This is a genomic window from Massilia sp. PAMC28688 (assembly GCF_019443445.1).
In the GTDB taxonomy this organism is placed as follows: domain Bacteria; phylum Pseudomonadota; class Gammaproteobacteria; order Burkholderiales; family Burkholderiaceae_D; genus Telluria_A.
In genome coordinates this window covers 1,208,845-1,230,913 of sequence record NZ_CP080378.1, presented here as the reverse complement: position 1 = coordinate 1,230,913, position 22,069 = coordinate 1,208,845, and the positions used below count along the sequence as shown (strand labels likewise).

Here is a 22,069-nt window from a genome sequence, read left to right as displayed (position 1 = left end):
CTCGTGTTAGATTCGATACGACATTGTTCTGGTTTCCTTATGACTTTTTGGTATATGGAGGCCGACTCAGCGGTGCTGCGGGCGTCTCTCCGCGCTACGCAGCCACGCTGCAATAAACGCCAGGCCGCCGATCAAGTAGACGGCACCGACCGGAATCCACATCAGCAGGCCGGCAAGCTGCTGGTCCTGCAGGGCTTGTTCGATGCTGCCCTGTGTCGCGATGTAGGGGGAATACAGGGGATGCGGGGCAAAGGTGATCAGGGCGCCGAGCAGGCCGGTATGCATCAGCGTGGACAGCAGTGACAGCGATGCCGATGCGTTGCCTTCGTGTTCGCCATGGCGCATCAGTACCGTCCAATACCAATAGCCTGCAATCAGGAAGCTGAGATGTTCCAGGGTGTGAATCCATTCGACGCGCAGCGCCAGCTCGAACAGCACTGGCGAATGCCAGATCCAGATCGTGGCGCCATGGAGAGTGAACACAAGGGAAGGCATCAGTAACAACCGGAGCCATTTGCGGGGAAGCGAAAGGGCAGCCGCTGCGGCAGGCGATACGGCGGCGAGCGCCGCATTGATGGGAATGCTGATTCTCGCCAACGCCAGCAGCGGGCCGGCAACGGCGATCAGCAGCATATGCTGTGCCATGTGGGCGGCAAAGCTGGACTCTGAAAAGGCGTCGAGCGGCCAGATCAGCGAAAAGAACAGTGTCAGGCCTCCCGTTGCCGCGCTCGCCAGCGCCAGGGGCTGCACGGAAACGCCGGCGTGCTGCCTGCGGCGCAGCCACAGCAGCCCGCCGAGATAGAGCAAGCCAAGCAGGGACATCGGCGTGATGATCCAGGGGTCCAGCGTCCACCAGCTGTCGTGCTCACCCCCGTGGGCGAAAGCCTGGGCCGGCAGCAGGGCGAGCGCGCCGCACCGGAAAAGAAAGGTCGGCTTCAGGACGCGCATGGTGGCAGTATGAATGTTGGGAATGCCACCCACAGCATGGCCATCAGTGAGATCGCGCACAGCAGCAAGGTATTGACGGCAAAGAAGCGGCTGATTTCCGCATCCGGCCCCGATTGATGGCGCCACCGGCGCCACCGCAAGACGGTGATGAGCAAGATGAGCGCACCGGCAATGAGGGTGGCAAGGGCCACGCCAAATTGCGCGGCATGCAGCCCCAGGATGCGTTGTTCGCGCAATGGCGAGGCACATGCAAGGGCAACGATGGCATAGCAAACGACAAAATGCCCGAACCAGATCAGCGGCGCGCTTACCAGCGTGAGCAGTCGCGACAAGGTGGGGGAACCCATCAGCTCCCCCCTGCCAGCAAGGGAAACACATGGATGGTGGCGAAGCCGAGCAGCCATTGCAGCATTGTGTATTGCCAGAAAAGCGATACCACCTTGCCTTCGCCCGGCCGGGTGGGATGCAGGTAACCGTGCCGCACGCGCAGCAGGGCAAACAGTGCCATGACGATGGCGATGCCGACATGCACGATCTGGAAGCCACTGATGGTGTGAAGCAAAGCGCCATACGCGTGTTCTTTCGCCCCCACTACGCCATCGAGGAGTGCCAATACCTGCAAGACGATGAACAGCACGCCAAACACGGCGGCGCCCGCATAAAGCGTTTGGGTCCTGCCGCTTCGGCCCGCGCGGGTGCACGCTTGCGCCAGGCTGGCCGCCAGGGTGCCCAGGGCCAGGGCTGCCAAAGCCGCACCCGGCAGGCCCAGGCTGAGTTCGCGGTATCCCGCCGGCGGCCACTGCGGCGACACGGTCCACAGGAAGAAATAGGCAAATAGCAGTGAAATGAACAGTGTGCCGTCGGCCAGCAGGGCGATCAGCGTACCCCACCACCCAGGCGTGAGGGCAAGCTTGTAATGCACCGGAAGGCGGCCGGCGGCGCCGCCGTCGATGTCGTCGACCTCCTCGCGGGATCCGCTTTGCCAGGCCCACACCAGCAGGGCGCCCAGCGATGCCGCCGCGCCAAACGCGGCCAGCCAGTAAAGCTTGGCCAGGAAGCCAATGAAGAACAAGGAAGTGAGAACAGCGGCAATGAGCGGGAGTACCGTATTGCCAGGCAGGATGACGACTGCCTGCGGCGTGGCGTGCGTGATACTGGTCATCAGAATTTCACGGCGGCTCACATCGGCTTGGCCCAACAGATGGTGGCCATCTTCGATCTCGCGCGGCAGCGCGGGATTGTCCCACAGCGGCTCGCGGCTGTTGACGTGCGGCTGCGACGCGAAGTTGTAGGGCGGCACCGGTGTCGGCACCGCCCATTCGAGGGTGCCGGCATTCCAGACATTGGGTTTGACACGCTTACCGAACAAACAATGCACGATTACATCGACCATCAGGATGGCCACGCCGATCGCGGTGACGAAACCACCGACGGTGGAGATGAAATTGAGCAGGCCCCAACCGAGTTCGGGCAAATACGTGTACACGCGGCGCGGCATGCCGAGCAGGCCCGTCAGGTGCATGGGCAGGAAGGTGACGTTAAAGCCGATGAAGATGGTCCAGAACGCCACCCGGCTCAATTGCTGAGATGTTTCGCGGCCGGACAGCAGGGGCAGCCAGTAATAGAAGGCGGCAAACATCGGGAAAATCATCCCGCCAAACAAAACGTAGTGCATGTGAGCGACGACGAAATGGGTATCGTGTACCTGCCAGTCAAACGGCACCAGTGCCAGCATGACGCCGGTCAATCCGCCCAGCACAAAGATGAACAGGAACCCAAGAATGTACAGCATGGGCGTACTCATGACGGGCCGGCCGCTCCACAGGGTGGCAATCCAGGCAAAGACCTGGATGGCGGTGGGAACGGCAACGGCCATGCTGGCCGCCGAAAAAAAGGCCAGCGACAACAGGGGGATGCCGACCGTGAACATGTGGTGCACCCACAAGCCGAAACTGATGAAGCCGGTGGCAATCACGGCCATGACCACCCAGTTGTAGCCCACCATGGGGCGCCGGGCGAAGGTGGGAAGGATGGTCGTTACCAGGCCGGCCGCCGGCAGGAAGATGATGTAGACCTCGGGGTGGCCAAATATCCAGAACAGGTGCTGCCACAACAAGGGGTCCCCGCCCAGCGCCGTGTCATAAAAGGGCAGGCCGAATGCGCGTTCTATTTCCAGCAGGATGGATGCCAGGATCAGGGGCGGGAAACCGAACACGATCATGAATGCCATCACGAGGATGTACCACGCGTAGAGCGGCATGCGATTGATCGTCATGCCCGAGGTGCGGGTTTTCAAGATGGCCACGATCAGTTCCACGCCGGCTGCCACGGCCGAAATCTCGGCAAAGGTCACGCCCAGCAACCAGAAATCGACCTTGGCGCCCGCCGAAAACTGTGCACTGCTGAGCGGCAGATACATGAACCAGCCGCCGTCAGGCACGGCGTCGAACAGAAAGCTTGAATACAGCAGCAGGCCGCCCAGGAGATAGCACCAATAGCCAAACGCCGACAGGCGCGGGTAGATCAGGTCACGTGTGCCCAGCATCTTGGGCAGCAGGTAGACCGCGATACCCTCCATGATGGGTACCGCGAAAAAGAACATCATGGTGGTGCCATGCATGGTGAACGCTCGCGCATACGCCTGGTGGTCGAGCAGGTCGTTGCCAGGGAAGGTGAGCTGGCTGCGCATCCACATCGACAAGATGCCGCCGATCAGGAAGAAGATGAAGCCGGTGATGATGAAGCGCAGCCCCACTGTCGTGTGATTGACCACCGTGAACCTGCCAAGCCCTGACGGGTTGGCCCAGATTGCCTGCAGGCGTGTCAGATGGGAAGCCGGACCCGGTGCAACAGGTGAAATTGGCGTGGTCATCAGCGCAAGCCCTCCAGGTAGGAGGCCAGGGCCTCGAGTTCCTCATCGCTCAGTTGGGGGAAAGAGGGCATATGATTGCCAGGTTTCACGCCCTGGCTGTCGGCGATGAAGCGTTTGAGGTTGTCGCGATTATTCTTCAGCGTGCCGCCGGCCAGATGCGTGCGGCTCGCAATATGGGTCAAGTCCGGGCCATGCCGCGGATCACCGGGGATGTCGCTGATCCCGCGTACTGCATGGCATTGCAGGCAGCGATTGCTGCGCAGGATGTCCAGGCCGCGCCGGCCGATCTCGCTGGCAGGCGCCACGGCCGGTGCGCGCTGCTGCGCCATCCAGGCATCGAACTGTGCCTGCGGCTGGGCAATGACAAAGAAGGCCATGCGCGCATGCTGCGCACCGCAGAACTCGGCGCACTGGCCCCGAAATACGCCGGCGCGGTCGGCCTCGATCACCAGGCTGTTGACGCGGCCCGGGATCACATCCATCTTGCCGGCCAGGTTGGGCACCCAGAAGCTATGGATCACGTCCTTGGCATGGAGCCTCAGGCGCACCTTGCGGCCAGCCGGAATGCGGATTTCGTTTGCCGTGGTGAAGCTTGCCGCCGGCACGTCGCGCTGGTATTGCGCTTGCCACCACCACTGGCTGGCAGTCACATCGATTGTCAAATCCGGCTCAGGATCGGCGCGCAGTGAGCCCATGGTGTACACGCCATAGACCAGCAGCGCAGTCAACGCGACAGACGGGAAAGGTAAGCGTGGCATCAGTACCGTCTTGACGCCCGCTTACTTCCGGCCCCAGCCATTCCAAGCCATGCGCAGCAGCGTCGCGTTCGCCATTCGCTGATCGAAGGCCTCTGCGTCGAAGCTGCCGCCCACCCATCTCAAATAGTCCTTTGCTTCCTGGCTCTTCGGTTCGTCCCGCAGTGTCGTGAGGAAGTCGTCGTAGCCGCCGATGCCGCCGACGTCTTCAGGCGGGCATGCGCGCTTGCCATCGATGATATAGGCACTGCCCATTGGCTCTGGACGTTGCTCAATTTTTTCGACGTGAATTTCATGCTGCCAGCTGTCCCCGAAATCGTATTGGTAGGTGAAGCGCTGGCCGGTGTACAGCAATCGATTCAGCTTTCCTTTTCGGTCATCGAACATTTCCTCGTCGCTGTCGTAGCTGCCCTCAAGAACATGCTCGTTGTCAAGCATGCTGTAGGTGCGGCCCTCAACACGAAACTCATGAAGATGGGCGTCGGTCCAGCCAAACGCGGCCTGGATGATGTGATGAAGCGCACGCAAGCTGAGGTCGCCGTCGACGACGATACGGCGCCAGATTGGCGGCGTGATGTCTGCGATGCTGATGCGCAAAGTGATGACGATATTTTTCTTGGCCATGAGAGTTTCGTTCAATGCGCGCAATTACCATCACCGGATGTGACGTTACAACTACGCGCTGACAGTGCTCAGTTTATCAGCCAGATTCCACGGCAACAAATCTTCAACCCGATTGACCGGATAGTCGGCGATGTGGGCCAGCACATGGCGTAGATAAGCCTGCGGATCGATGCCGTTGAGCTTGGCGCTGACGATCAGCGAGTACATCGTTGCAGCGCGCTCGCCGCCGCTGTCTGCGCCCATGAACAAGAAGTTCTTGCGGCCAAGGCAGCAGGTTCTCAACGCGTTCTCGGCGATGTTGTTGTCGATCTCGGCCAAGCCATCTTCGCAGTAGTACACCAGCGCCTGCCACTGATTGAGCAAGTAGTTTATGGCTTTCGTAGTGTCGGACTGGGTCGATAGTGTGAGCAGCCGTGCCCGCAACCATACTTCAAAGTCGTCGAGCAAAGGCCGCGCTTGTGCTTGCCGTATTCGCTGTCGATGATCAGGCAGCTGGCCGCGGATCTGTTCTTCGATTGCGTACAGTTCGCCGATCCGCCGCAACGCTTCTGTCGTTGTCACGGTCGCCTTGCGCGCATGCAGATCATGGATCTTGCGTCGCGCATGCGCCATGCACGCTGCTTCGCGCACGCGGCCATCGGCGAAGATTTTATCGTAGCCTGGAAACGCGTCGGCCTGTAGAACCCCAGTGAAGTTGGCCAGGTGCGACTGTGGATGCTGGCCTTGGCGATTCGGCGTATAGGCGAACCATGCGGCCGGCGCCGCAGTCGAGCCGGAGCGCCTGTCGTCGCGCACGTAGACCCACAGGCGTGCTGTCTTGGTTTGGCCGTTCCCCGGCGCAAGCACAGGCATCGGCGTGTCATCCGAATGGATCTTGCCGGGCTGGAGCACGTAGCGCTGCAGTGCGTCGACCAGGGGGCGCATCAGGGCCCCGCACGCACCTACCCAGCGCGCCATCGTGGAACGATCAAGCTCGACGCCGTCACGTGCGTAGATGGCGGACTGGCGGTACAGTGGCAGATGGTCGGCGAACTTGGCGACGAGTATGTGCGCCAGCAAGCCTGGTCCTGCGATGCCGCGTTCGATGGGGCGGCTAGGCGCTGGCGCCTGCACGATGTGATCGCAGCAGGCGCATGCCTTCTTGCGGCGTATATGCCGAATTACCTTGAAGGCCGAATTGATGAGCTCAAGCTGCTCGGATACATCCTCGCCCAAGGGCTTGAGTTTGCCACCGCATTCGGAGCAGGCCTGGTCCGGCGGCTCAATGATATTGTCTTCGCGCGGTAGATGCACCGGCAGCGGCTGGCGCGCAACCTTGCGCGCGTGCGCAGCGGGCAATGTCGCTTTCTGCTCGCCGGCGCCATCCTCGGCAATGAGATCCTCCAGCCGCGTTTCCAGCAGTTCGATCTTGCGGTCGAGCTTCTCGGACTTGCGGCCAAACTGCATTCGCTTGAGCTTTGCCAACTGGAGTTTGAGCTGCTCGATTTCGAGAGAGCGGACATTGAGGGCCTGCTCCAGCGTCGTGACGGTATCGCGCAGTTGTTGCACTTCGCCGTCGCGCTGCAGCAGCAGCGCTTTTAAGGCTTCGATATCGTCGGGAAGTGAGGTAGGGCTGGAAGGCATGCGCGCAGTTTACGCGCATGTTTAAACGTTTACAACACCGACATGAGGGGCGCGGTGCGTTCGGGCTGTTTCCAGTTGATGCCTTCGAGGAGCATCGACAGTTGGGCCGGCGTCAGATGGACCTTGCCGTCGGTTGCTTGCGGCCAGACGAAGCGGCCATGCTCGAGGCGCTTGGCGAACATGCACAGGCCATCGCCACTGGACCACAGCAACTTGATGACGTTGCCGCGCCGACCACGGAACGCGAACACGTGGCCGCTGAATGGGTCGTCCAGCAACGCACTCTCCACCTTGGCCGCCAGGCCGTTAAAGCCGCAGCGCATATCCGTGAAGCCTGCAGCGATCCAGATACGTGTGCCCGCCGGCAGCCCGATCATGGTCGCAGACTCTGGAAGATCGTTCTGAGCAGCGCAGCGTCGACGCCCTCGTGAACACGCACGACCGCGTCGGCGAAGATGATCTCGACCGTGCTCAGGTTGGCGGCAGGCGACGCCGCTTGGGCGATCACCGCCGGCGCCACCATCAACGGAGTATCCGCAATAACGACCGGCAGCAACGTTGTGCTTGCGTCCGGTATATTGTCAAAGAGACCTGCGCGATACTCGCGGCGCCACTTGAACACCATGTTGGCGTTGACGCCGTTGGCCATCGAAAGCTTCGAAACCGACACCCCGGCTTCGCACGCCGCAGCGGCAAGGCGCCGCTTGAACTCGACCGGATAGTTCGGCCGCCCTTTCCGGTTTCCCGGCTTCATTTCAGTATCCAAAGTAGTTCCCATCATAAAAGTAGTGGGAACTACTTTGGCGGGCATGCCTACTTGCGTCCAGACGGTGCTGGCGTCACGCTTACCGGGAAAGCGACCCCGCCTGCAATAATCAGATGATGTGCCGAGACAGCCATACGCTTGTCCGGGTCGCGATACAGTGCATACAGGGCCAGCGCCATCACCACCAGCAAGATCAGGGCGGCGCCGATGAACATGACCCAGCTGATATGCGCGATTTCTGCTGCCGCCCGTCCTTGCGGCGACAGGGTAGACTGCATGCCTTCGCACCCGGTCAGCAGCACCGGGGCTGCTGTCATACACATCTTCTTTGTGCTAAATAACGACATATCATCAAACATGGCACCGTTTCTATGCTAAAAGTGGGAAGGCTACTGCGCCGTCCAAGCTGCTTGGGCCTGTCCGACCTCTCTACGGTGCTGCTCAGGGATTAACGCTTATGTCACTCATGCTTAGCTTGCATATTGCCTTTCTGGTGCTGTGGTCCGGCACACTGCTGTATTTCCCCTATCTGCTGGCTCAGCAGGCGTCTGCGCATGACGATGAAGACCACCAGCGTCTGCTCAAGATGCAACACACCCTGTACGCATACGTGATGACACCTGCGGGCCTGCTGACGATCATCTTCGGCAGCTGGATGCTGTTCGAGCGCGGGTTTACCGGCGGCTGGCTGCCGGTCAAGCTGGCCCTGGTGCTGGCCATGGTGTTCTTCCACGTCTACTGCGGCACTCTCATGGAGCAACTCAAGGGGAAAGAACCCACCCAGTCGATCTGGTTCTATCGCATGCTGTTGGTGCCGCCGATGCTGCTGATTCCCGCTGTAGTTGCCCTGGTGGTTCAAAAGCCATTTTGAATGCACTTAAATTTCTTCAGGGTCGCTGCCGATGTGATGATGGAACACGAGCTTGCCGCCAAACCAGCCAACCACGCTTAGCGACAGGGCACTGACACCGGACAGGAACAAACCCCAGGGCAGCACTGCTGCTTCGTGATCATTGACCCGGCTCCACCAGTTTGCAGCGATCAGCGAGATCAGCATGACTGCGGCAATGAAGTGGTTCCAGCTCGCCACGTGGCGCCGGATCTTGTGCACCATCATGAAATCGATCGTACCGGCCAGGCCCGCCAGGCCACCCATGATGAACGAGGCACCTATCATCCAGACCGACACGCGCGACCAGAACACATCGCCCGACCACCAGTACGCCAGGTCACTGGCCAGCCCGCCCAGTGTAAAAGCCACCGGGAACGAGATCAGCATCGCGTGAATCGGATGGCCTGCGATGGAAAACGCACTGTGCGTGCTGTCGGGCGCTGGTTTGAGCAGCGGGCTTTTGATTGTCATGGAATGACGCAGTGGGGTGATATGCAAATTAGAGCAGGGTGGGTACTAGTTGTCAATCGTGAAATCGTCCCGAATCCGCCGCGTTCAATTGAATCTGACCGCCTGCTGTGTAACACTCCTAAGTGTGTAATAAATTGCATGCTTAACTGATCGCGGGCCCAGCCTGTATTAGGAGAACAATTTGACTACCAGCCACATTCGTCCACCTGGACGGGGGCTTCACCCAGTGCATGCGCTATTGCTCGGTGGGGCATTCCCACTCTTTCTGGGAGGCTTGCTGAGCGACCTCGCTTACTCATCAAGCTATCACATACAGTGGAGCAATTTTGCTTCGTGGCTGATCGTCGGTGGCCTGGTCTTTAGCGGCCTGGCGCTGCTGTGGGCCGCCATTGAGCTGGTTCGCGCCGATCGCCGTGGCACCACGTTTTTTGTTTTCACACTGCTGCTGCTTGCCACATGGCTGGTTGGCTTCTTCAATTCACTCACGCATGCAAAGGATGCCTGGGCAGCCATGCCGATGGGCCTTGTGCTTTCCGTGATCGCGGTCCTGTTGGCTTGTGCAGCAACCTGGGTCGGCTTCGCCAAGTTTGGCGTGGGAGGTGCACGATGAAACAGCACACCATCCATGGCGGCGCCGGCGCCTGCCTTGTGCCAACGCTTATTTTTGCAGTATTGCTCAATGCCTGTGGCGAGCGCGCCGAGAATGTGGATCAGTACGGCGCCGAGCCGACCCTGCCCGCACCGGAACGGGGGTTGCTGCCTTCCATGAAAATTGCCGAGCCAACCCCGTGGGGGAATCAACTGCCGACGGTGCCAGAGGGCTACACCATCTCGGCCATCGCCACCAACCTGAAAATTCCACGTCAGACCCTGGTGCTTCCCAATGGCGATATTCTCGTTGCCGAAGGCAAGGGCGGCAATGCCAAACCGCTCAAGCCAAAGGATCTGATCGCCGGGTATATCAAGTCCAAGGGCACCACGTCCGTTGAGAGTGGCAACCGCTTGACTCTGTTGCGGGACGGGAATGGCGACGGTGTGTACGAAACCCGCACAGTGTACGCCGACAAACTCAACGCGCCCTACGGGCTGGCGCTGGTGGGCAACAAGCTCTACGTGGCTAACCAGGATGCACTGGTACGCTTTGACTACCAGGAGGGCGCCACCACGGCAAGCGCACCGCCGGTCAAGGTTACCGATCTGCCGTCAGAGATCAACCATCACTGGACCAAGGCGCTGGCGGCAAGTGCGGACGGGCGCTTCCTTTACGTCGGCATTGGCTCCAACAGCAATATCACCGAGCGCGGCATGACGGCCGAAATTGATCGCGCGATGATTTGGGAAATCAATGCCGAAACAGGCGCGCGCCGCAACTACGCTACCGGCTTGCGCAATCCTACGGCACTCACGATCCAGCCGGGAACGGGTCAATTGTGGGCAGTGGTGAACGAACGCGACGAAATCGGGCCGAACCTGGTGCCTGACTATCTCACGACGGTCAAGGAAGGTGCGTTCTATGGCTGGCCCTACAGCTATTGGGGGCAGAATGTCGATGATCGGGTGCGGCCGCAGGATCCACAAAAAGTCGCGGCAGCAATCAAGCCTGACTATGCGCTCGGCTCGCACGTTGCTGCGCTGGGGCTTGACTTCTCGGATCCGGCAATGGGTGCACGGTACGCAGACGGCGTGTTCATTGGCGAACACGGCAGCTGGAATCGGGACAATCCTGTCGGCTACAAGGTGGTATTTGTCCCCTTTCGCGGTGGACGTCCTGGCGGTCCGCCAGTGGATTTTGTCACGGGCTTTCGCGATGCCGATGGCAAGACCCGCGGTCGCCCCGTTGGCGTGACAGTCGATCCACGCGGCGCCTTGATTGTGGCTGACGATCTCGCCAATGTCATTTGGCGCGTGACCCCCGTCTTGTAGAAAAAGCGGCTGCTACTGCGCGCGATGCCACGCGCATAGCCCCATGGTTGCCGGCCACGCCTGGGTGATACGCTGGCAACCGTCCAGTATTTGTATTTAGGCCCTGGCCTATGCCAAACACAAAAGCCACCCGAGGGTGGCTTTTGTCTTGTTCCTGGTGGCCCGCGTTTTGCTCCTTGAGAATCATCATGGCCGCAATCTGTGACATCCGCACAATGGACCTGCTAGCGACCGGCCGGTTGGCGAGCGTCGGTGCGCCTGGGAGGGATCGGGCCGAACCTCGATTCGCTGTGCCACTCTCAAATCGCAACTCAGTGTTGCCAGCAATGCTAACCAATTTGACATCTGCTCAGTTCAGTCGTACATTGATGATGAGCGGCGACATGGCGTGCATTGGATCTCTACATTTGTCGGGGATACAGGATGGGCAGCAATGAAGTTCTCCAAACAGTAGGGCAGGTCGCCGGCATCGGTGGACTCGCGCTGGGCGTATTTGTTCTCATCTTTCGCGACATCGTCAGGCGCAATATCTTCCCCAAGCTCGGTCCGACGCACGCCTACCGGGTCATCACACTCATTGTCTCGTTGACGTTCCTGATCTCCGCCACCGGCATCGGCGCCTATGTTTATCTGCAGTCGCCAGGCAAGCCGGATGACGTTCAGTTTCCCCCACAAAGCCCGGAACCGGTCATCATGGCGCATCTTGCGCTGATCGATGGGCATCGGTATGCCGAGGCGTATTCCGCGCTGTCGAACGATGCCAAACAGCGTATCTCTGCCGACGTCTTCAACAAGGTCTTCGAAGCCCAACGGGCTCCTCAAGGGCGACTACTGAAGCGCGTGTTCTACGGGACGGCGGCAAGCAGGCAGTTGCCAGACCAGACCCGAGGCGCATTCAATACCACGACTTATCTGACCGATTTCGAGCATGGAGGCCGCTATGTGGAAGCCGTCACAGTGCGGGCCGAGCGCAATGAATGGCGGGTCCTGTTTCACAATCTGATGCCGTGCCGACCACCGGCGTGCAGTTGACCCTCCATCCGACTTGATTCCAGCAGTTATTCGCATACGCTTTTAGCTCATATTGTTGTCGCTCTCGCCTACGGCGCGTGGGTGCGCCGTGGTTCATTGCAGTTCACCGGGGAATGATCATGGGACGTAAGAAAATACCTCTGCTCATTGGTTTGATGTTGTTTCAAAATGTCGCTGCGGCCCAGACGTTTCCTCCGGGATCGTTCCGGGTTGCCGGTACGCCGGCAGGATGCGGTGCGGTGTGGACAGTTGTCACTGCCAATGTCGGGGACGTGGCGCGGGCAACCCCAGCGAGCTACAACCAGCCAGCGACGATCTGGATCGATCACTCCTTTTACCAACTTCCGGTGCCCGTTCAGTATTTCATTTACGGCCACGAATGTGCCCATCATGTACTTGGCTCGGACGAGAATGCCGCCGACTGCTGGTCGGCCAAGGTCGGTCGATCCCAGGGCTGGTTCACCGACGTATCGATGCAGTTCCTCACCCATTCGTTTGCCTGGAATCCGGGGGACTGGACCCACGCGCCGGGGTGGGTGCGACTGCAGAACATATACAACTGCTACACCAGCCCCTGAAACTTTGTCGCTGGCAAGACACTGCGCTAGTTCGTTCCGGGTTTCCATGGCGCCCTGTTTGACGCGCGTTGAATTCAGGCGGCATGATTGCATGACGAATCGACGGATCCCTGATGCGGCTGTTGGCGATGTATGCGTTTGATGTCCGCCACCGGCAGCACTTGACTGATGCCAAGGTTGTCATGCGCTGCGCCGAGGTCCCTTCACGGCCAGCCTCCCTTTGCCCGTCCTGCTGCTCGCCGGCGCTGTCGCGGCGGGTATGCTTGACATGGGGCGCTCCCAGGCATGCGTCGAGCGCATCCATCGCAACGAACTGCTCGGGCTGTCGGCGGTGAAGGCGGCCGCGCCAGGGCGCGAACGGGTGTTTGCCAAATTGGGGCGACGTGGTTGGGCGCGCCCTGGCCAGCGAGGGTTCGTAACGATGACGCAGCGGCAGGATAACAAGGGGCGCTACCGGACCCGGCGCTTCGTCCAGGGACTTGCGTTATTTGGCGCGGATCGCCTTCGGCCAGTTCGGCGAAGGGGAGTATCGTGTGTTCTATAACGATCTCACCGCCGCCTTGCGATGGCGTGAAGTGCAATTAACCTGGCCGAGCATAGGACAGGTCGCGTAATTTCAGGCTGGCGTCATTCCAGGCGTAGCATGAATTCCGCAAAGGCATCCGCTGCAAGTGGGCGGCTGATTAGATAACCCTGAATGACATCGCATCCGCCGTCCTTCAGTTCTGCGGCCTGCGGCTCGCTCTCTACGCCTTCCGCGACCGTGGTCATGCCCAGCGAGCGGGCGAGAGCGACAATGCCCCGGATGACCGCCGGTGCCTTATCTGAATCGACCAGCGCCTGGACAAACGACTTGTCGATCTTCAGCGTGTCGATAGGCAATCGGACCAGGTAGCCTAGACTGGAGTATCCACAGCCGAAGTCGTCCAGCGATGTGGAGATGCCAGCTTGCTTCAGCGCGGCAAGAACTGACGCTGCCTTGTCGATATCGTTAAGCAGGGAGTCCTCCGTGACTTCAATGCCGAGCATTGCAGGGGAGACTCCATGCGCCCTCGCGATACGCAGAATTTTATCGACAAGTCCCACACCCAGAAGTTGTCGGGCCGACAAATTGAGGCTGATCTTCGGTATGGGCACCCCGCGGCGGCGCCATGCGCCGATGTGCTGGCAGACTGAATTGAGCAGCCAGTCGACGAGGGTTTCTTCGTAGGGTGACTGAAGTAACACATCCAGGAATGCGTACGGCGTGAGCCAGCCTCGTTCGGGATGACGCCAGCGAAGTAGTGCCTCGGCACCGACCGCGGAAGCGTCCGCGAGTGCTATCTGGGGCTGGAAATGCAATTCGAACTGGTTCGCGGCAAACGCCTCAGCAAGATCCATGCGCAAGGCGAGGCGGTCACGCATGCCCCGGTCCAGCGCTTCGTCATACGTGCGCACCTGACCCCGACCAGCTGACTTCGCTGCGTACATGGCCGTGTCGGCCTGACTGAGCAGCAACTCGGCTGATTCCGCTGTTTCTCTCAGCAGCGCGATGCCAATGCTGGCGGACAGGGAGACGTATCTTCCGCATTTATCGAATGGCGTGGCGAACCCCCTGAGCACGGCGTGCGCGAACCCTTCTGCTGCGCTTTCGGTCGTATTGCGTAACAAGAGAACAAACTCATCACCCCCTACGCGCGCGGCGAAAATAGTGGGTTCGAGTATTGCGAGCAGCCTTTTCACAAATTCGCGCAGCAGCCGATCGCCGACCGCATGGCCGCAGGCGTCATTGACTTCCTTGAAATGGTCGAGGTCGACAAATAGTACCGCCAGGGACGCGCCATCCGTAAAGCCAGAGGAATTAGCCTCGGCCACCGCGTGTGACAGCACTTCCATGCACTTGCGTCTGTTGGCCAATCCGGTCAGGTAGTCGTGACTGGCTTCAAATTCCAGCTGCGCTTCGTGCTCGCGTTCGCGTGAAACGTCGCGAAAGAGCACCGTGATACCGTCGTCGTGAGCAAATGAGCGCACTTCAAACCAGGTGCTGAGCGGAGCGTAATAGCCAGTATGCTGGCCTGGGCATCCGGTTGCCGCCGTTTGCCGATAAACGCGAGAGTAGTCGGAGTCTGCCAATCCCGGGAAACACTGCCATATTTCGCGTCCCAGCAGGTTTTCCCGCTTCTGCTGCAAGTACCGTTCAGCTGTATGGTTGAGATAGGTGAAGCGCCACGATCTGTCCATGGACATGAAGCCGTCGCTCAAGCTGTCGAGCATGTCGCCAAGGTGAGCCGGAATCGGCTGTCCGGCGCCAGCATCCGTCGGGCGGGGAGGTCGAGAATCAGTCTGATGCTTCATCTTTTACCTTTCCCTTCACATCGGCCCGCAGGCACCGATTGCGTGCAAACGGTGGGTTCCCCCCATTCTAGTCGCATTCCCCCGCAGCGATGAACATTGGCGCACCCGAGCGCCGATGCTGTTTACGCCCGCCGCCATATTCGACCATTGTCACAGGCGCACCATCCGGGCCGAGCAAGCGGGTGCGCTCGTTGCCGGTTACAGTGGATAAGCTGCTAGTGTCGGTGCAACTGGCGACGCACGATGACACGGTCCGCGCGCAGCGGCCCGGGAAGGTCCACAAGCCAAATGCTTTCTTATGAGGTAACACCCACTGGCGATGGTTGCGTCAGCATTACTTGTCAGGCGAAATGCACACCACAAAATATTTCGAATCCCATCGCCATGCCACCTGGCTCGAGTTGTTCTTCGACCTGATTTCTGTGGTAGCGACCCGGTGGCGAAGCGAGCGAATTGCTTACTGCCCGGTAGGGCAATCGTGCTGCCGTTCGGTCCAGAATGTTTGCACTGGCAGCGGAATGGGAATATCCTCAAATGAATTAGCGCGGGGTGAGATCATGGGAAACATGTTGACACCGAACCGGACGGCCAAGCCCGGCGATTCCAAAGGCTTTCGGCGAATGTTTTCGGCGGATCGGCTGACACTCGGCGTGTTCTTCCCGATCGAGGCTTTCCCGGGCGACCAGCCGACGATGCTCGGCCAGGAACGCCTGGCCCGCCGCGCCGAAGAGCTTGGATACGCCGCGCTCTGGTGCCGCGACGTTCCGCTGCGCGACCCCAGCTTCGGCGACGTGGGCCAGGTCTACGATCCGTGGGTCTATCTCGGCTGGATCGCGGCGCAGACCAGCGAGATCGCGCTGGCCACTGGCGCCCTGGTCCTGACCCTGCGCCACCCCTTGCATACGGCTAAGGGCGTGGCATCGGTCGACCGGCTGTCCGGCAACCGCCTGGTCCTCGGCATTGCCTCCGGCGACCGGCCAGTCGAGTTCCCGGCCTTCGGCGTCGACTTTGAACAGCGTTCCGTGCTGTTCCGTGACAACCTGCGCGTCGTGCGCACCGTCCTCGCCGAGGAGTTCCCGACAATCGAGTCGTCCCACGCCACGCTGGCCGGGACTGCGGATCTCGTGCCCAAGCCGATCACCCCCGTGCCGATGCTCGTTACCGGTCACAGCGGCCAGCCGCTGGAATGGATCGCGAAAAATGCGGATGGGTGGATTACCTACCCGCGCGGACTCCAGCGCCAGGCCGAGGTCGTGGCGCACTGGCGCGCCGCGGTGGAGGCTGCGGCACCCGGCGTCTTCAAGCCCTTCGTGCAATCGTTCTATGTCGATCTGAGCGGCGATCCTGACGCGGCGCCCACGCCGATCCACCTGGGCTTTCGCGGCGGCCGCCATTTCGTCCTGCGCTTTCTCGAGGCGCTACGCTCGATCGGGGTCAATCACGTCATCCTTAACTTCAAGTACAGCGCGCGCAGTGCCGGCGACGTGCTCGAAGAGATCGGCAAGGAAATACTGCCGCAGCTGGCGGCATCCGCGCCCTGAGATTAAAACGAGGGCGGGGCGGCTTTGCAACAATGCCCGGGCATGGCTAGAAAGTTCCGCTGATTCGCCGTTTCGTGCGGCGCGCCGGCTACACACAACCTTTTTCATGGCAACTTCGTCCGGTCCTTCGACAACCAAACAATATGCAGAATACAAAATATTTCGATCCCAATCGGCATGCGACCTGGCTCGAGTTGTTTTTCGACCTGGTTTTTGTGGTAACGATCGGTGACGTAACGCATGCCTTGAGCCACACGCACGAGGGTCACCTTGACCCACTCCAGTTCTGGAAATTCGTGCTGATTTTCATACCTTTGTGGTGGATCTGGGCCAGCCACACGATGTATGCCAATCGCTTCGACGAGGATGACCGGAAGCATCGGCTGGCAACCCTGTTCATCATGTTCCTGCTGATTATCATCTCGGGCTTGATTGGCGAACGATTCGTGCCCAGCTTCGAGGTCATCGTCGTCTGCTACGCCGCTGCGAAATACATCATCGCCATGATGTATTTCGTGTCGAAACAGCGGCACAAGGAAAGCGTGAAACTCACGACGACAGCTGGCTGGGTGATCCTCGCTGGCGCCACCATCAGCCTTGCTGCGATCCTGTTCCCGGCGCCGCAGCGCTATGGCGTGTTTTACCTTGGAATAACGTTCGGCCTGGTAGCGTTCATCTTCTTTTTGCCGCGCCCGCTCAAGGTCATCCCGGCGCATACCGAACACCTGATCGAGCGTATGGGACTGCTGACGATCATCATGCTGGGAGAGTCGATTATCAGCCTGTCCGTCGGACTGGCCGACATCAACTGGACTGTGGAGAGGCTGCTGACCGCCGCCACCGGCTTCGTGATGATATCGAGCATCTGGTGGGTCTACTTCGACAGTTTTCACCTGCTGTCGGAACAGAAGCTCACGACCGGCCATTCGATCGTGTACTCGCACTTGTTCGTCTTCATCGGCCTGTCGATCCTGGCCAGCCTGATCCGGCACGCGATCCTGGACGACATCGTGCTGTCCGATTTCCGGGTACTGTCGGTGATCGGCGCGGTCTGCTTTTTCATTGGCAAACAGTACGCCTATTTCATGGAGCGCCCTGAGCTGCGAACTCACCTGGTCGTCAACACCCTGGTCGTCTTCGTGTTGACCGGGTTTGCCCTGCTATTGCCCAGAACCGATTACATGCTGCTTGGTCTGACCGCTACCATGATTTGTTATGCTTTCCTCAGCTTCAGGTATCAGAACGTCCCTCCTGAGCGTCACGACCATCTGCGCAACAGGGCGATCGCAGGCGACCAGCCATGAGCGACACAATGAGGTGCACATGGAGAACGCAGCGGCCGTTTCGATTCATCCTCGGCCAAGGCTGCTGCCGCTCTTGCTCGGCCATCGCCTGCGTCGCGGCCCCTGACACGGGGAGCATGCTGTTAGCATTTGAAATTGCGTTACAGCGCTCATTTGCAGGAGTACACAAATCCTGGGTTTTTTAGTCACAGCTGCAGTACGTATGCCGAAGCTAACGATCGCTGTCGCGTTAGCAGTGCTGCCAGCGATGACGACTGCGTCGCCGCGTCGAGCGCACCCTTGCTGAGTAGTGGTGACTGCGGGCCGGCCGGCAATAGACCGGATACGAGGGCTACGAATCCAAAAACAAAAACGCCAACCAGTGATGGTTGGCGTTGCGTGAACGATGTTCTTGGTGGCCCGGGGCGGAATCGAACCACCGACACAAGGATTTTCAATCCTCTGCTCTACCGACTGAGCTACCAGGCCAAGAGGCATGATTATAGACAGACCGAAACGACTTTGCAAGGTCGAGTAATCAAAAAGGCTAAAAAATGGCAGAACTCAGTATGAAACGGCGTTGTTTCTTGCCGCTATAATGCCTTGCATGACCAGATCAACTTCTTCCACGACACTGACCGAAAGCGATATCTGCATCGTCGGCAATGGCGCCATTGCCAAAACGGCAGCCCTCGGGTTTTCCCGCGCCGGCCACAGCGTCACGCTGCTTGTCCCGCCGGCGGCGCCCGCACCTGCACCCGATGCGGTTGACACGTGGGATGCACGGGTCTATGCGCTGAACCACACGGCCCACACGCTGCTGGCCTCGCTCAAGGTATGGGATGCGCTGGACCAGTCGCGCATTGCCCCGGTCGATACCATGGTCGTCAATGGCGACGGCGCCCAGCCCGGGGACCTGGCCTTCGATGCCTTTGGTGCCCACGTCGCTGCGCTGGCATGGATCGTGGAAGACCGCAACCTGAACCAGGCGCTGGACGCCGCGCTCAAATTTGCTCAGAACGTGCACGTGGTCAGTGGCCGCGCCGTCAAGCTCGACAACAGCGAGAGCGGCGCCACCGTGCATCTGGACACCGGTCCCGCCATCCGTAGCAAGCTGCTGGTGGGCGCTGACGGCGGCCAGTCCTGGGTGCGCGGCCAGTGCGATATCGGCATTGACTACCGCTCCTACCACCAGCGCGCCATCGTCACCAATTTTTCGTGCGAAAAGCCGCATCACGGCGCTGCCTTCCAGTGGTTTACCGGCGAAGAGGGCATCATCGCGCTGCTGCCCCTGCCAGGCCAGCGCGTGTCGCTGGTGTGGTCGGCCCCCGACGACCTGGCCGCTACCATCATGAACGAATCGCTGGGCGAATTGGCTGTGCGCCTGGCCGTCTACTGCGAAGACCAGCTCGGCCCGCTGCGCCCGCTGCAGCCGGAGTCGGTCAAGGCCATTCCCCTGTCCCTGATTCGTCCGCACGCCATCGTGGCGCCTGCCGTCGCCCTCATCGGCGACGCCGCCCACGTTGTGCATCCGCTGGCCGGGCACGGCATGAACCTCGGCTTTGCCGACGTGGCCGACCTGCTTGCTGCCGTGGCCGGCCGCGAAGCGCAGCGCAGCATCGGCGACGAGCGCGTGCTGGCCCGCTACGCGCGGTCGCGCCAGGAAGACATCTTCCTCATGCAGCTGGCCACCGATGGCCTGGCGCGCTTGTTCTCGGTCAACCTGGAGCCGGTGCGCATGGCCCGTAATTTAGGATTAAACTTGCTGGATAAATTTCCCATGCTCAAGCGTCGGCTGATGTCGCACGCGATGGGCAAATAATGTTTGCATTCACCGGAGAAGTCATGTTGAAACGAAAATTGATGTTGCTGGCGCTGACCGGTGCCGTTGCTTCCTGCAATGCTGCGGCCCCGTCGGTGGAAGACAACATCAAGAAATTGCTGGCGCCGCGCATTGGCGGCGGTGTCAAGATCGAATCGGTCAAGGCCACGCCATATGCCGGCCTGTATGAAGTGCGCGCCGGCGGCGACATTATTTATACCGACAAGAAGGGCGAGTTCATTTTCGTCGGCCAGGTCTACAACGCGCGCACCTCGGAAAACCTGACCAAGGCGCGCCTGGACGAGATCAACAAGATCAATTTCGCCGACCTGCCCACCCAGCACGCCCTCAAGATGGTTAAGGGCAATGGCAAGCGCGTGATCGCGATTTTCGAAGACCCGAATTGCGGCTACTGCAAGCAGTTCCGCAAGACCACGCTCAAGGAAATCGACAACGTCACCGTCTACACCTACATGCTCAACATCCTGTCGGAAGATTCCACCGTCAAGTCGCGCAATATCTGGTGTTCGCCCGACCGCAACAAGGCCTGGGATGAGTGGATGCTTAACAATAAGCTGCCGGCGGCTGCTCCCGCCGACTGCAAGACCCCGCTCGACCAGATCTCGGAACTGGGCCGCAAGTACCGCATCAACGGCACGCCTGCCATCTTCTTCACTGACGGCACCCGCATTGCCGGCGCCATCGACACCGCTGGCCTGGAAGCGAAATTCAAGACAGTCAAATAAGCACGCGCCAGCGACGCCGTCCCTGGGGTAGGGACGGCCCCTACGAGGAATCATGAGAAAAACACCGAACAAGCAGCCGGCGATCCAGTTCGCCATCAACCCCAGGGATCTCGCAGGCCACCTGTTCGAGGTAACGCTCGTTGTCAGTACTCCGGCCGCGGACGGCCAGGTGCTGGCGCTGCCGGCCTGGATTCCCGGCAGCTACATGATTCGCGAGTTTTCGCGCAATATCGTGCAGATCCGCGCCAGTGCCGATGGCACCGCGGTGGCACTGACCAAGCTTGACAAGCACTCCTGGCGCGCGGCGCCCGTCGCCGGTGCCCTGACGGTGGTGTACGACGTCTATGCATGGGACCTGTCGGTGCGCGCCGCCCACCTGGACCAGACCCACGGCTTCTATAACGCCACCAGCCTGTGCCTGCGGGTGCTGGGGCAGGAAGACGTGCCGCACGTGGTCAACATCATGCAGCCGGCCGATCCCGCCGCCCGCAGCTGGCGCGTGGCCACCTCGCTGCCTGAGCTGGGCGCCAAACGCTACGGCTTTGGCACCTATATCGCGGCCAATTATGATGACCTGATCGACCACCCGGTGGAGATGGGTGACTTTGCCCTTGCCACCTTCAAGGCGCATGGCGTCCCGCACGACATTGTCATCTCGGGGCGCGTGCCCAACCTGGACATGGCGCGCCTGCAGGCCGACCTCAAGGCCATTTGTGAAACGCAGATTGCGTTTTTCGAGCCGCGCACCAGGCGCGCGCCCATGGACCGCTATGTGTTCCTCACGCTGGCCGTGGGCGATGGGTATGGCGGCCTGGAACACCGCGCTTCCACCGCCTTGATCTGCGCCCGCGCCGACCTGCCTACCGTCGCCGCGCAAAAGGGGACGGAACGCAGCGAAGGCTACATCAAGTTCCTGGGCCTGTGCAGCCACGAGTACTTCCATACCTGGAACGTCAAGCGCATCAAGCCGGCGGCGTTCGCGCCCTACGACCTGCAGAATGAAACCTATACGTCCTTGCTATGGTTGTTTGAAGGCTTTACCAGCTATTACGATGACCTGATGCTGGTGCGCAGCGGGATCATCACCGAGGCGGCTTACCTGAAACTGCTCGGCAAAACCATCTGCGGCGTCCTGCGCGGCAGCGGCCGCAACAAGCAGAGCGTGGCCGATTCGAGCTTCGATGCCTGGGGCAAGTACTATCGCCAGGACGAGAACGCGCCCAACGCCATCGTCAGCTACTACGGCAAGGGTTCACTGATTGCCCTCGTGTTCGACCTGACCATTCGCGCCAAGACCGGTGGCCAGAAGTCGCTCGACGACGTCATGCTGGCGCTGTGGAACCGCTTTGGCCGCGATTTCTATCCCGCTGGCGGACGTGGCGTAACCGACGCCGAGGTTGAAGCCCTGTTCGATGAAATCGGCGGCATGCGCTTCAAGCCCCTGTTCGAGCGCTATGTGCGCGGCACGGTGGAGCTGCCTCTGGCAAAGCTGTATGCGCCTTTTGGCGTCAAGCTGGTGGACGAGCGACGCAACGCCAAGCCTTCGCTTGATGTGGGCGTGGGCCGCGATGGCGGCGACTGCAAGCTCACGCAGGTGCACGAAGGCGGCGCTGCCCACCAGGCCGGCCTGTCTGCGGGCGACATCGTGATTGCGGTGGATGGCCTGCGGGTCCCTGCAGCGGGGCTGGACGGCATGCTGGCCCGCTATCGGGTGGGCGACACGGTGCAGGTCCATGCCTTCCGCCGCGACGAACTGCACACCTTCCAGGTCACGCTCATGGGAGACCGTGTTCCTCAGGTGACGCTGACCGTGGCCGACGAGCGCAGTAACAGCGGCCGCCCGAGCGCGCGCAAATAGA

21 protein-coding genes and 1 tRNA gene are annotated in these 22,069 nt (G+C 60.4%); 10 read left to right on the top strand and 12 right to left on the bottom strand.

Annotated elements, in window-relative coordinates:
* Window positions 1-66 precede the first annotated feature (66 nt).
* From KY495_RS05465 to KY495_RS05425, 9 genes are read right to left on the bottom strand one after another with little or no spacing between them, the layout of a single operon-like run.
* The gene (locus KY495_RS05465) at window positions 67-948 is read right to left on the bottom strand and encodes a cytochrome c oxidase assembly protein (RefSeq protein ID WP_219882714.1); all 882 of its coding nucleotides are present in this window, start codon (window positions 946-948) and stop codon (window positions 67-69) included.
* A complete protein-coding gene (locus KY495_RS05460) occupies window positions 936-1,295 on the bottom strand; it encodes a hypothetical protein (protein WP_219882713.1) in 360 nt (119 codons plus the stop codon). Before KY495_RS05460 ends, KY495_RS05465 begins: the two co-directional genes overlap by 13 nt.
* Window positions 1,295-3,820 (bottom strand): cytochrome c oxidase subunit I, encoded by a 2,526-nt coding sequence (ctaD, locus tag KY495_RS05455; protein WP_219882712.1) that lies wholly within the window; start codon window positions 3,818-3,820, stop codon window positions 1,295-1,297. Before ctaD ends, KY495_RS05460 begins: the two co-directional genes overlap by 1 nt.
* The gene (gene coxB, locus KY495_RS05450; protein ID WP_219882711.1) at window positions 3,820-4,578 is read right to left on the bottom strand and encodes a cytochrome c oxidase subunit II; all 759 of its coding nucleotides are present in this window, start codon (window positions 4,576-4,578) and stop codon (window positions 3,820-3,822) included. Before coxB ends, ctaD begins: the two co-directional genes overlap by 1 nt.
* Window positions 4,579-4,599: 21 nt before the next feature.
* Window positions 4,600-5,199, bottom strand: coding sequence for a plasmid pRiA4b ORF-3 family protein (locus tag KY495_RS05445; RefSeq protein ID WP_219879845.1), 600 nt, complete (start codon window positions 5,197-5,199; stop codon window positions 4,600-4,602).
* 51 nt (window positions 5,200-5,250) lie between these two features.
* Window positions 5,251-6,822 (bottom strand): IS66 family transposase, encoded by a 1,572-nt coding sequence (locus KY495_RS05440; protein WP_219879846.1) that lies wholly within the window; start codon window positions 6,820-6,822, stop codon window positions 5,251-5,253.
* Between the two features lie 29 nt (window positions 6,823-6,851).
* Window positions 6,852-7,199, bottom strand: coding sequence for an IS66 family insertion sequence element accessory protein TnpB (tnpB, locus tag KY495_RS05435; RefSeq protein ID WP_119784802.1), 348 nt, complete (start codon window positions 7,197-7,199; stop codon window positions 6,852-6,854).
* A complete protein-coding gene (locus tag KY495_RS05430) occupies window positions 7,196-7,576 on the bottom strand; it encodes a transposase (RefSeq protein WP_229518289.1) in 381 nt (126 codons plus the stop codon). The genes tnpB and KY495_RS05430 overlap by 4 nt, the downstream gene beginning before the upstream one ends.
* A 59-nt stretch (window positions 7,577-7,635) precedes the next feature.
* Window positions 7,636-7,905: a hypothetical protein gene (locus tag KY495_RS05425; RefSeq protein WP_219882710.1), complete on the bottom strand. Its 270-nt coding sequence runs from the start codon at window positions 7,903-7,905 to the stop codon at window positions 7,636-7,638.
* A 140-nt stretch (window positions 7,906-8,045) separates the two neighbouring features.
* Between KY495_RS05425 and KY495_RS05420 the strand changes: the two genes are divergently transcribed.
* Window positions 8,046-8,459, top strand: coding sequence for a CopD family protein (locus tag KY495_RS05420; protein WP_219882709.1), 414 nt, complete (start codon window positions 8,046-8,048; stop codon window positions 8,457-8,459).
* 6 nt (window positions 8,460-8,465) lie between these two features.
* On the opposite strand, the gene KY495_RS05415 is transcribed toward KY495_RS05420, so the two are convergent.
* Complete coding sequence (locus tag KY495_RS05415; RefSeq protein ID WP_219882708.1) at window positions 8,466-8,951, bottom strand: DUF2231 domain-containing protein; 486 nt, start codon at window positions 8,949-8,951, stop codon at window positions 8,466-8,468.
* A 181-nt stretch (window positions 8,952-9,132) separates the two neighbouring features.
* On the opposite strand from KY495_RS05415, the gene KY495_RS05410 reads away from it, so the two are divergent.
* The 4 genes from KY495_RS05410 to KY495_RS05395 all read left to right on the top strand — a co-directional run bounded on the left by KY495_RS05410 (window position 9,133) and on the right by KY495_RS05395 (window position 12,484).
* Window positions 9,133-9,561 carry a DUF2231 domain-containing protein gene (locus KY495_RS05410; RefSeq protein ID WP_229518503.1) on the top strand — a complete coding sequence of 143 codons (429 nt, stop codon included), beginning with the start codon at window positions 9,133-9,135 and terminating at the stop codon, window positions 9,559-9,561.
* Entirely contained in the window at window positions 9,558-10,874 is a 1,317-nt protein-coding gene (locus KY495_RS05405) for a sorbosone dehydrogenase family protein (protein ID WP_219882707.1), read from the top strand. The genes KY495_RS05410 and KY495_RS05405 overlap by 4 nt, the downstream gene beginning before the upstream one ends.
* Before the next feature lie 423 nt (window positions 10,875-11,297).
* A complete protein-coding gene (locus KY495_RS05400) occupies window positions 11,298-11,906 on the top strand; it encodes a DUF4019 domain-containing protein (RefSeq protein ID WP_219882706.1) in 609 nt (202 codons plus the stop codon).
* Window positions 11,907-12,025: 119 nt separating this feature from the next.
* Entirely contained in the window at window positions 12,026-12,484 is a 459-nt protein-coding gene (locus KY495_RS05395) for a hypothetical protein (protein ID WP_219882705.1), read from the top strand.
* Between the two features lie 627 nt (window positions 12,485-13,111).
* On the opposite strand, the gene KY495_RS05390 is transcribed toward KY495_RS05395, so the two are convergent.
* The gene (locus tag KY495_RS05390; protein ID WP_229518502.1) at window positions 13,112-14,818 is read right to left on the bottom strand and encodes an EAL domain-containing protein; all 1,707 of its coding nucleotides are present in this window, start codon (window positions 14,816-14,818) and stop codon (window positions 13,112-13,114) included.
* A 557-nt stretch (window positions 14,819-15,375) separates the two neighbouring features.
* On the opposite strand from KY495_RS05390, the gene KY495_RS05385 reads away from it, so the two are divergent.
* Window positions 15,376-16,359 (top strand): LLM class oxidoreductase, encoded by a 984-nt coding sequence (locus tag KY495_RS05385; RefSeq protein ID WP_307728244.1) that lies wholly within the window; start codon window positions 15,376-15,378, stop codon window positions 16,357-16,359.
* Window positions 16,360-16,502: 143 nt separating this feature from the next.
* Window positions 16,503-17,663 carry a low temperature requirement protein A gene (locus KY495_RS05380; RefSeq protein ID WP_219882704.1) on the top strand — a complete coding sequence of 387 codons (1,161 nt, stop codon included), beginning with the start codon at window positions 16,503-16,505 and terminating at the stop codon, window positions 17,661-17,663.
* 392 nt (window positions 17,664-18,055) lie between these two features.
* Here the strand turns inward: KY495_RS05380 and KY495_RS05375 are convergent.
* Window positions 18,056-18,131 (bottom strand) — tRNA-Phe (locus tag KY495_RS05375).
* 118 nt (window positions 18,132-18,249) lie between these two features.
* Here KY495_RS05375 and KY495_RS05370 point away from each other — a divergent pair.
* Genes KY495_RS05370 through KY495_RS05360 form a run of 3 tightly spaced genes read left to right on the top strand, consistent with a single transcriptional unit; the run spans window position 18,250 to window position 22,068 of the window.
* A complete protein-coding gene (locus KY495_RS05370) occupies window positions 18,250-19,464 on the top strand; it encodes an FAD-dependent monooxygenase (RefSeq protein WP_219882703.1) in 1,215 nt (404 codons plus the stop codon).
* 23 nt (window positions 19,465-19,487) lie between these two features.
* The gene (locus KY495_RS05365) at window positions 19,488-20,210 is read left to right on the top strand and encodes a DsbC family protein (RefSeq protein ID WP_219882702.1); all 723 of its coding nucleotides are present in this window, start codon (window positions 19,488-19,490) and stop codon (window positions 20,208-20,210) included.
* A gap of 52 nt (window positions 20,211-20,262) precedes the next feature.
* On the top strand, window positions 20,263-22,068 hold the full coding sequence (locus KY495_RS05360) for a M61 family metallopeptidase (protein ID WP_219882701.1): 1,806 nt from the start codon (window positions 20,263-20,265) through the stop codon (window positions 22,066-22,068).
* Window position 22,069 lies beyond the last annotated feature (1 nt).

What these genes read in the sequence shown, in the direction of transcription:
- KY495_RS05465 (WP_219882714.1), bottom strand. Translation starts at nt 948, where the DNA reads ATGCGCGTCCTGAAGCCGACCTTTCTTTTCCGGTGCGGCGCGCTCGCC.
- KY495_RS05460 (WP_219882713.1), bottom strand. Translation starts at nt 1,295, where the DNA reads ATGGGTTCCCCCACCTTGTCGCGACTGCTCACGCTGGTAAGCGCGCCG.
- ctaD (WP_219882712.1), bottom strand. Translation starts at nt 3,820, where the DNA reads ATGACCACGCCAATTTCACCTGTTGCACCGGGTCCGGCTTCCCATCTG.
- coxB (WP_219882711.1), bottom strand. Translation starts at nt 4,578, where the DNA reads ATGCCACGCTTACCTTTCCCGTCTGTCGCGTTGACTGCGCTGCTGGTC.
- KY495_RS05445 (WP_219879845.1), bottom strand. Translation starts at nt 5,199, where the DNA reads ATGGCCAAGAAAAATATCGTCATCACTTTGCGCATCAGCATCGCAGAC.
- KY495_RS05440 (WP_219879846.1), bottom strand. Translation starts at nt 6,822, where the DNA reads ATGCCTTCCAGCCCTACCTCACTTCCCGACGATATCGAAGCCTTAAAA.
- tnpB (WP_119784802.1), bottom strand. Translation starts at nt 7,199, where the DNA reads ATGATCGGGCTGCCGGCGGGCACACGTATCTGGATCGCTGCAGGCTTC.
- KY495_RS05430 (WP_229518289.1), bottom strand. Translation starts at nt 7,576, where the DNA reads ATGAAGCCGGGAAACCGGAAAGGGCGGCCGAACTATCCGGTCGAGTTC.
- KY495_RS05425 (WP_219882710.1), bottom strand. Translation starts at nt 7,905, where the DNA reads ATGACAGCAGCCCCGGTGCTGCTGACCGGGTGCGAAGGCATGCAGTCT.
- KY495_RS05420 (WP_219882709.1), top strand. Translation starts at nt 8,046, where the DNA reads ATGTCACTCATGCTTAGCTTGCATATTGCCTTTCTGGTGCTGTGGTCC.
- KY495_RS05415 (WP_219882708.1), bottom strand. Translation starts at nt 8,951, where the DNA reads ATGACAATCAAAAGCCCGCTGCTCAAACCAGCGCCCGACAGCACGCAC.
- KY495_RS05405 (WP_219882707.1), top strand. Translation starts at nt 9,558, where the DNA reads ATGAAACAGCACACCATCCATGGCGGCGCCGGCGCCTGCCTTGTGCCA.
- KY495_RS05400 (WP_219882706.1), top strand. Translation starts at nt 11,298, where the DNA reads ATGGGCAGCAATGAAGTTCTCCAAACAGTAGGGCAGGTCGCCGGCATC.
- KY495_RS05395 (WP_219882705.1), top strand. Translation starts at nt 12,026, where the DNA reads ATGGGACGTAAGAAAATACCTCTGCTCATTGGTTTGATGTTGTTTCAA.
- KY495_RS05390 (WP_229518502.1), bottom strand. Translation starts at nt 14,818, where the DNA reads ATGAAGCATCAGACTGATTCTCGACCTCCCCGCCCGACGGATGCTGGC.
- KY495_RS05385 (WP_307728244.1), top strand. Translation starts at nt 15,376, where the DNA reads ATGGGAAACATGTTGACACCGAACCGGACGGCCAAGCCCGGCGATTCC.
- KY495_RS05380 (WP_219882704.1), top strand. Translation starts at nt 16,503, where the DNA reads ATGCAGAATACAAAATATTTCGATCCCAATCGGCATGCGACCTGGCTC.
- KY495_RS05370 (WP_219882703.1), top strand. Translation starts at nt 18,250, where the DNA reads ATGACCAGATCAACTTCTTCCACGACACTGACCGAAAGCGATATCTGC.
- KY495_RS05365 (WP_219882702.1), top strand. Translation starts at nt 19,488, where the DNA reads ATGTTGAAACGAAAATTGATGTTGCTGGCGCTGACCGGTGCCGTTGCT.
- KY495_RS05360 (WP_219882701.1), top strand. Translation starts at nt 20,263, where the DNA reads ATGAGAAAAACACCGAACAAGCAGCCGGCGATCCAGTTCGCCATCAAC.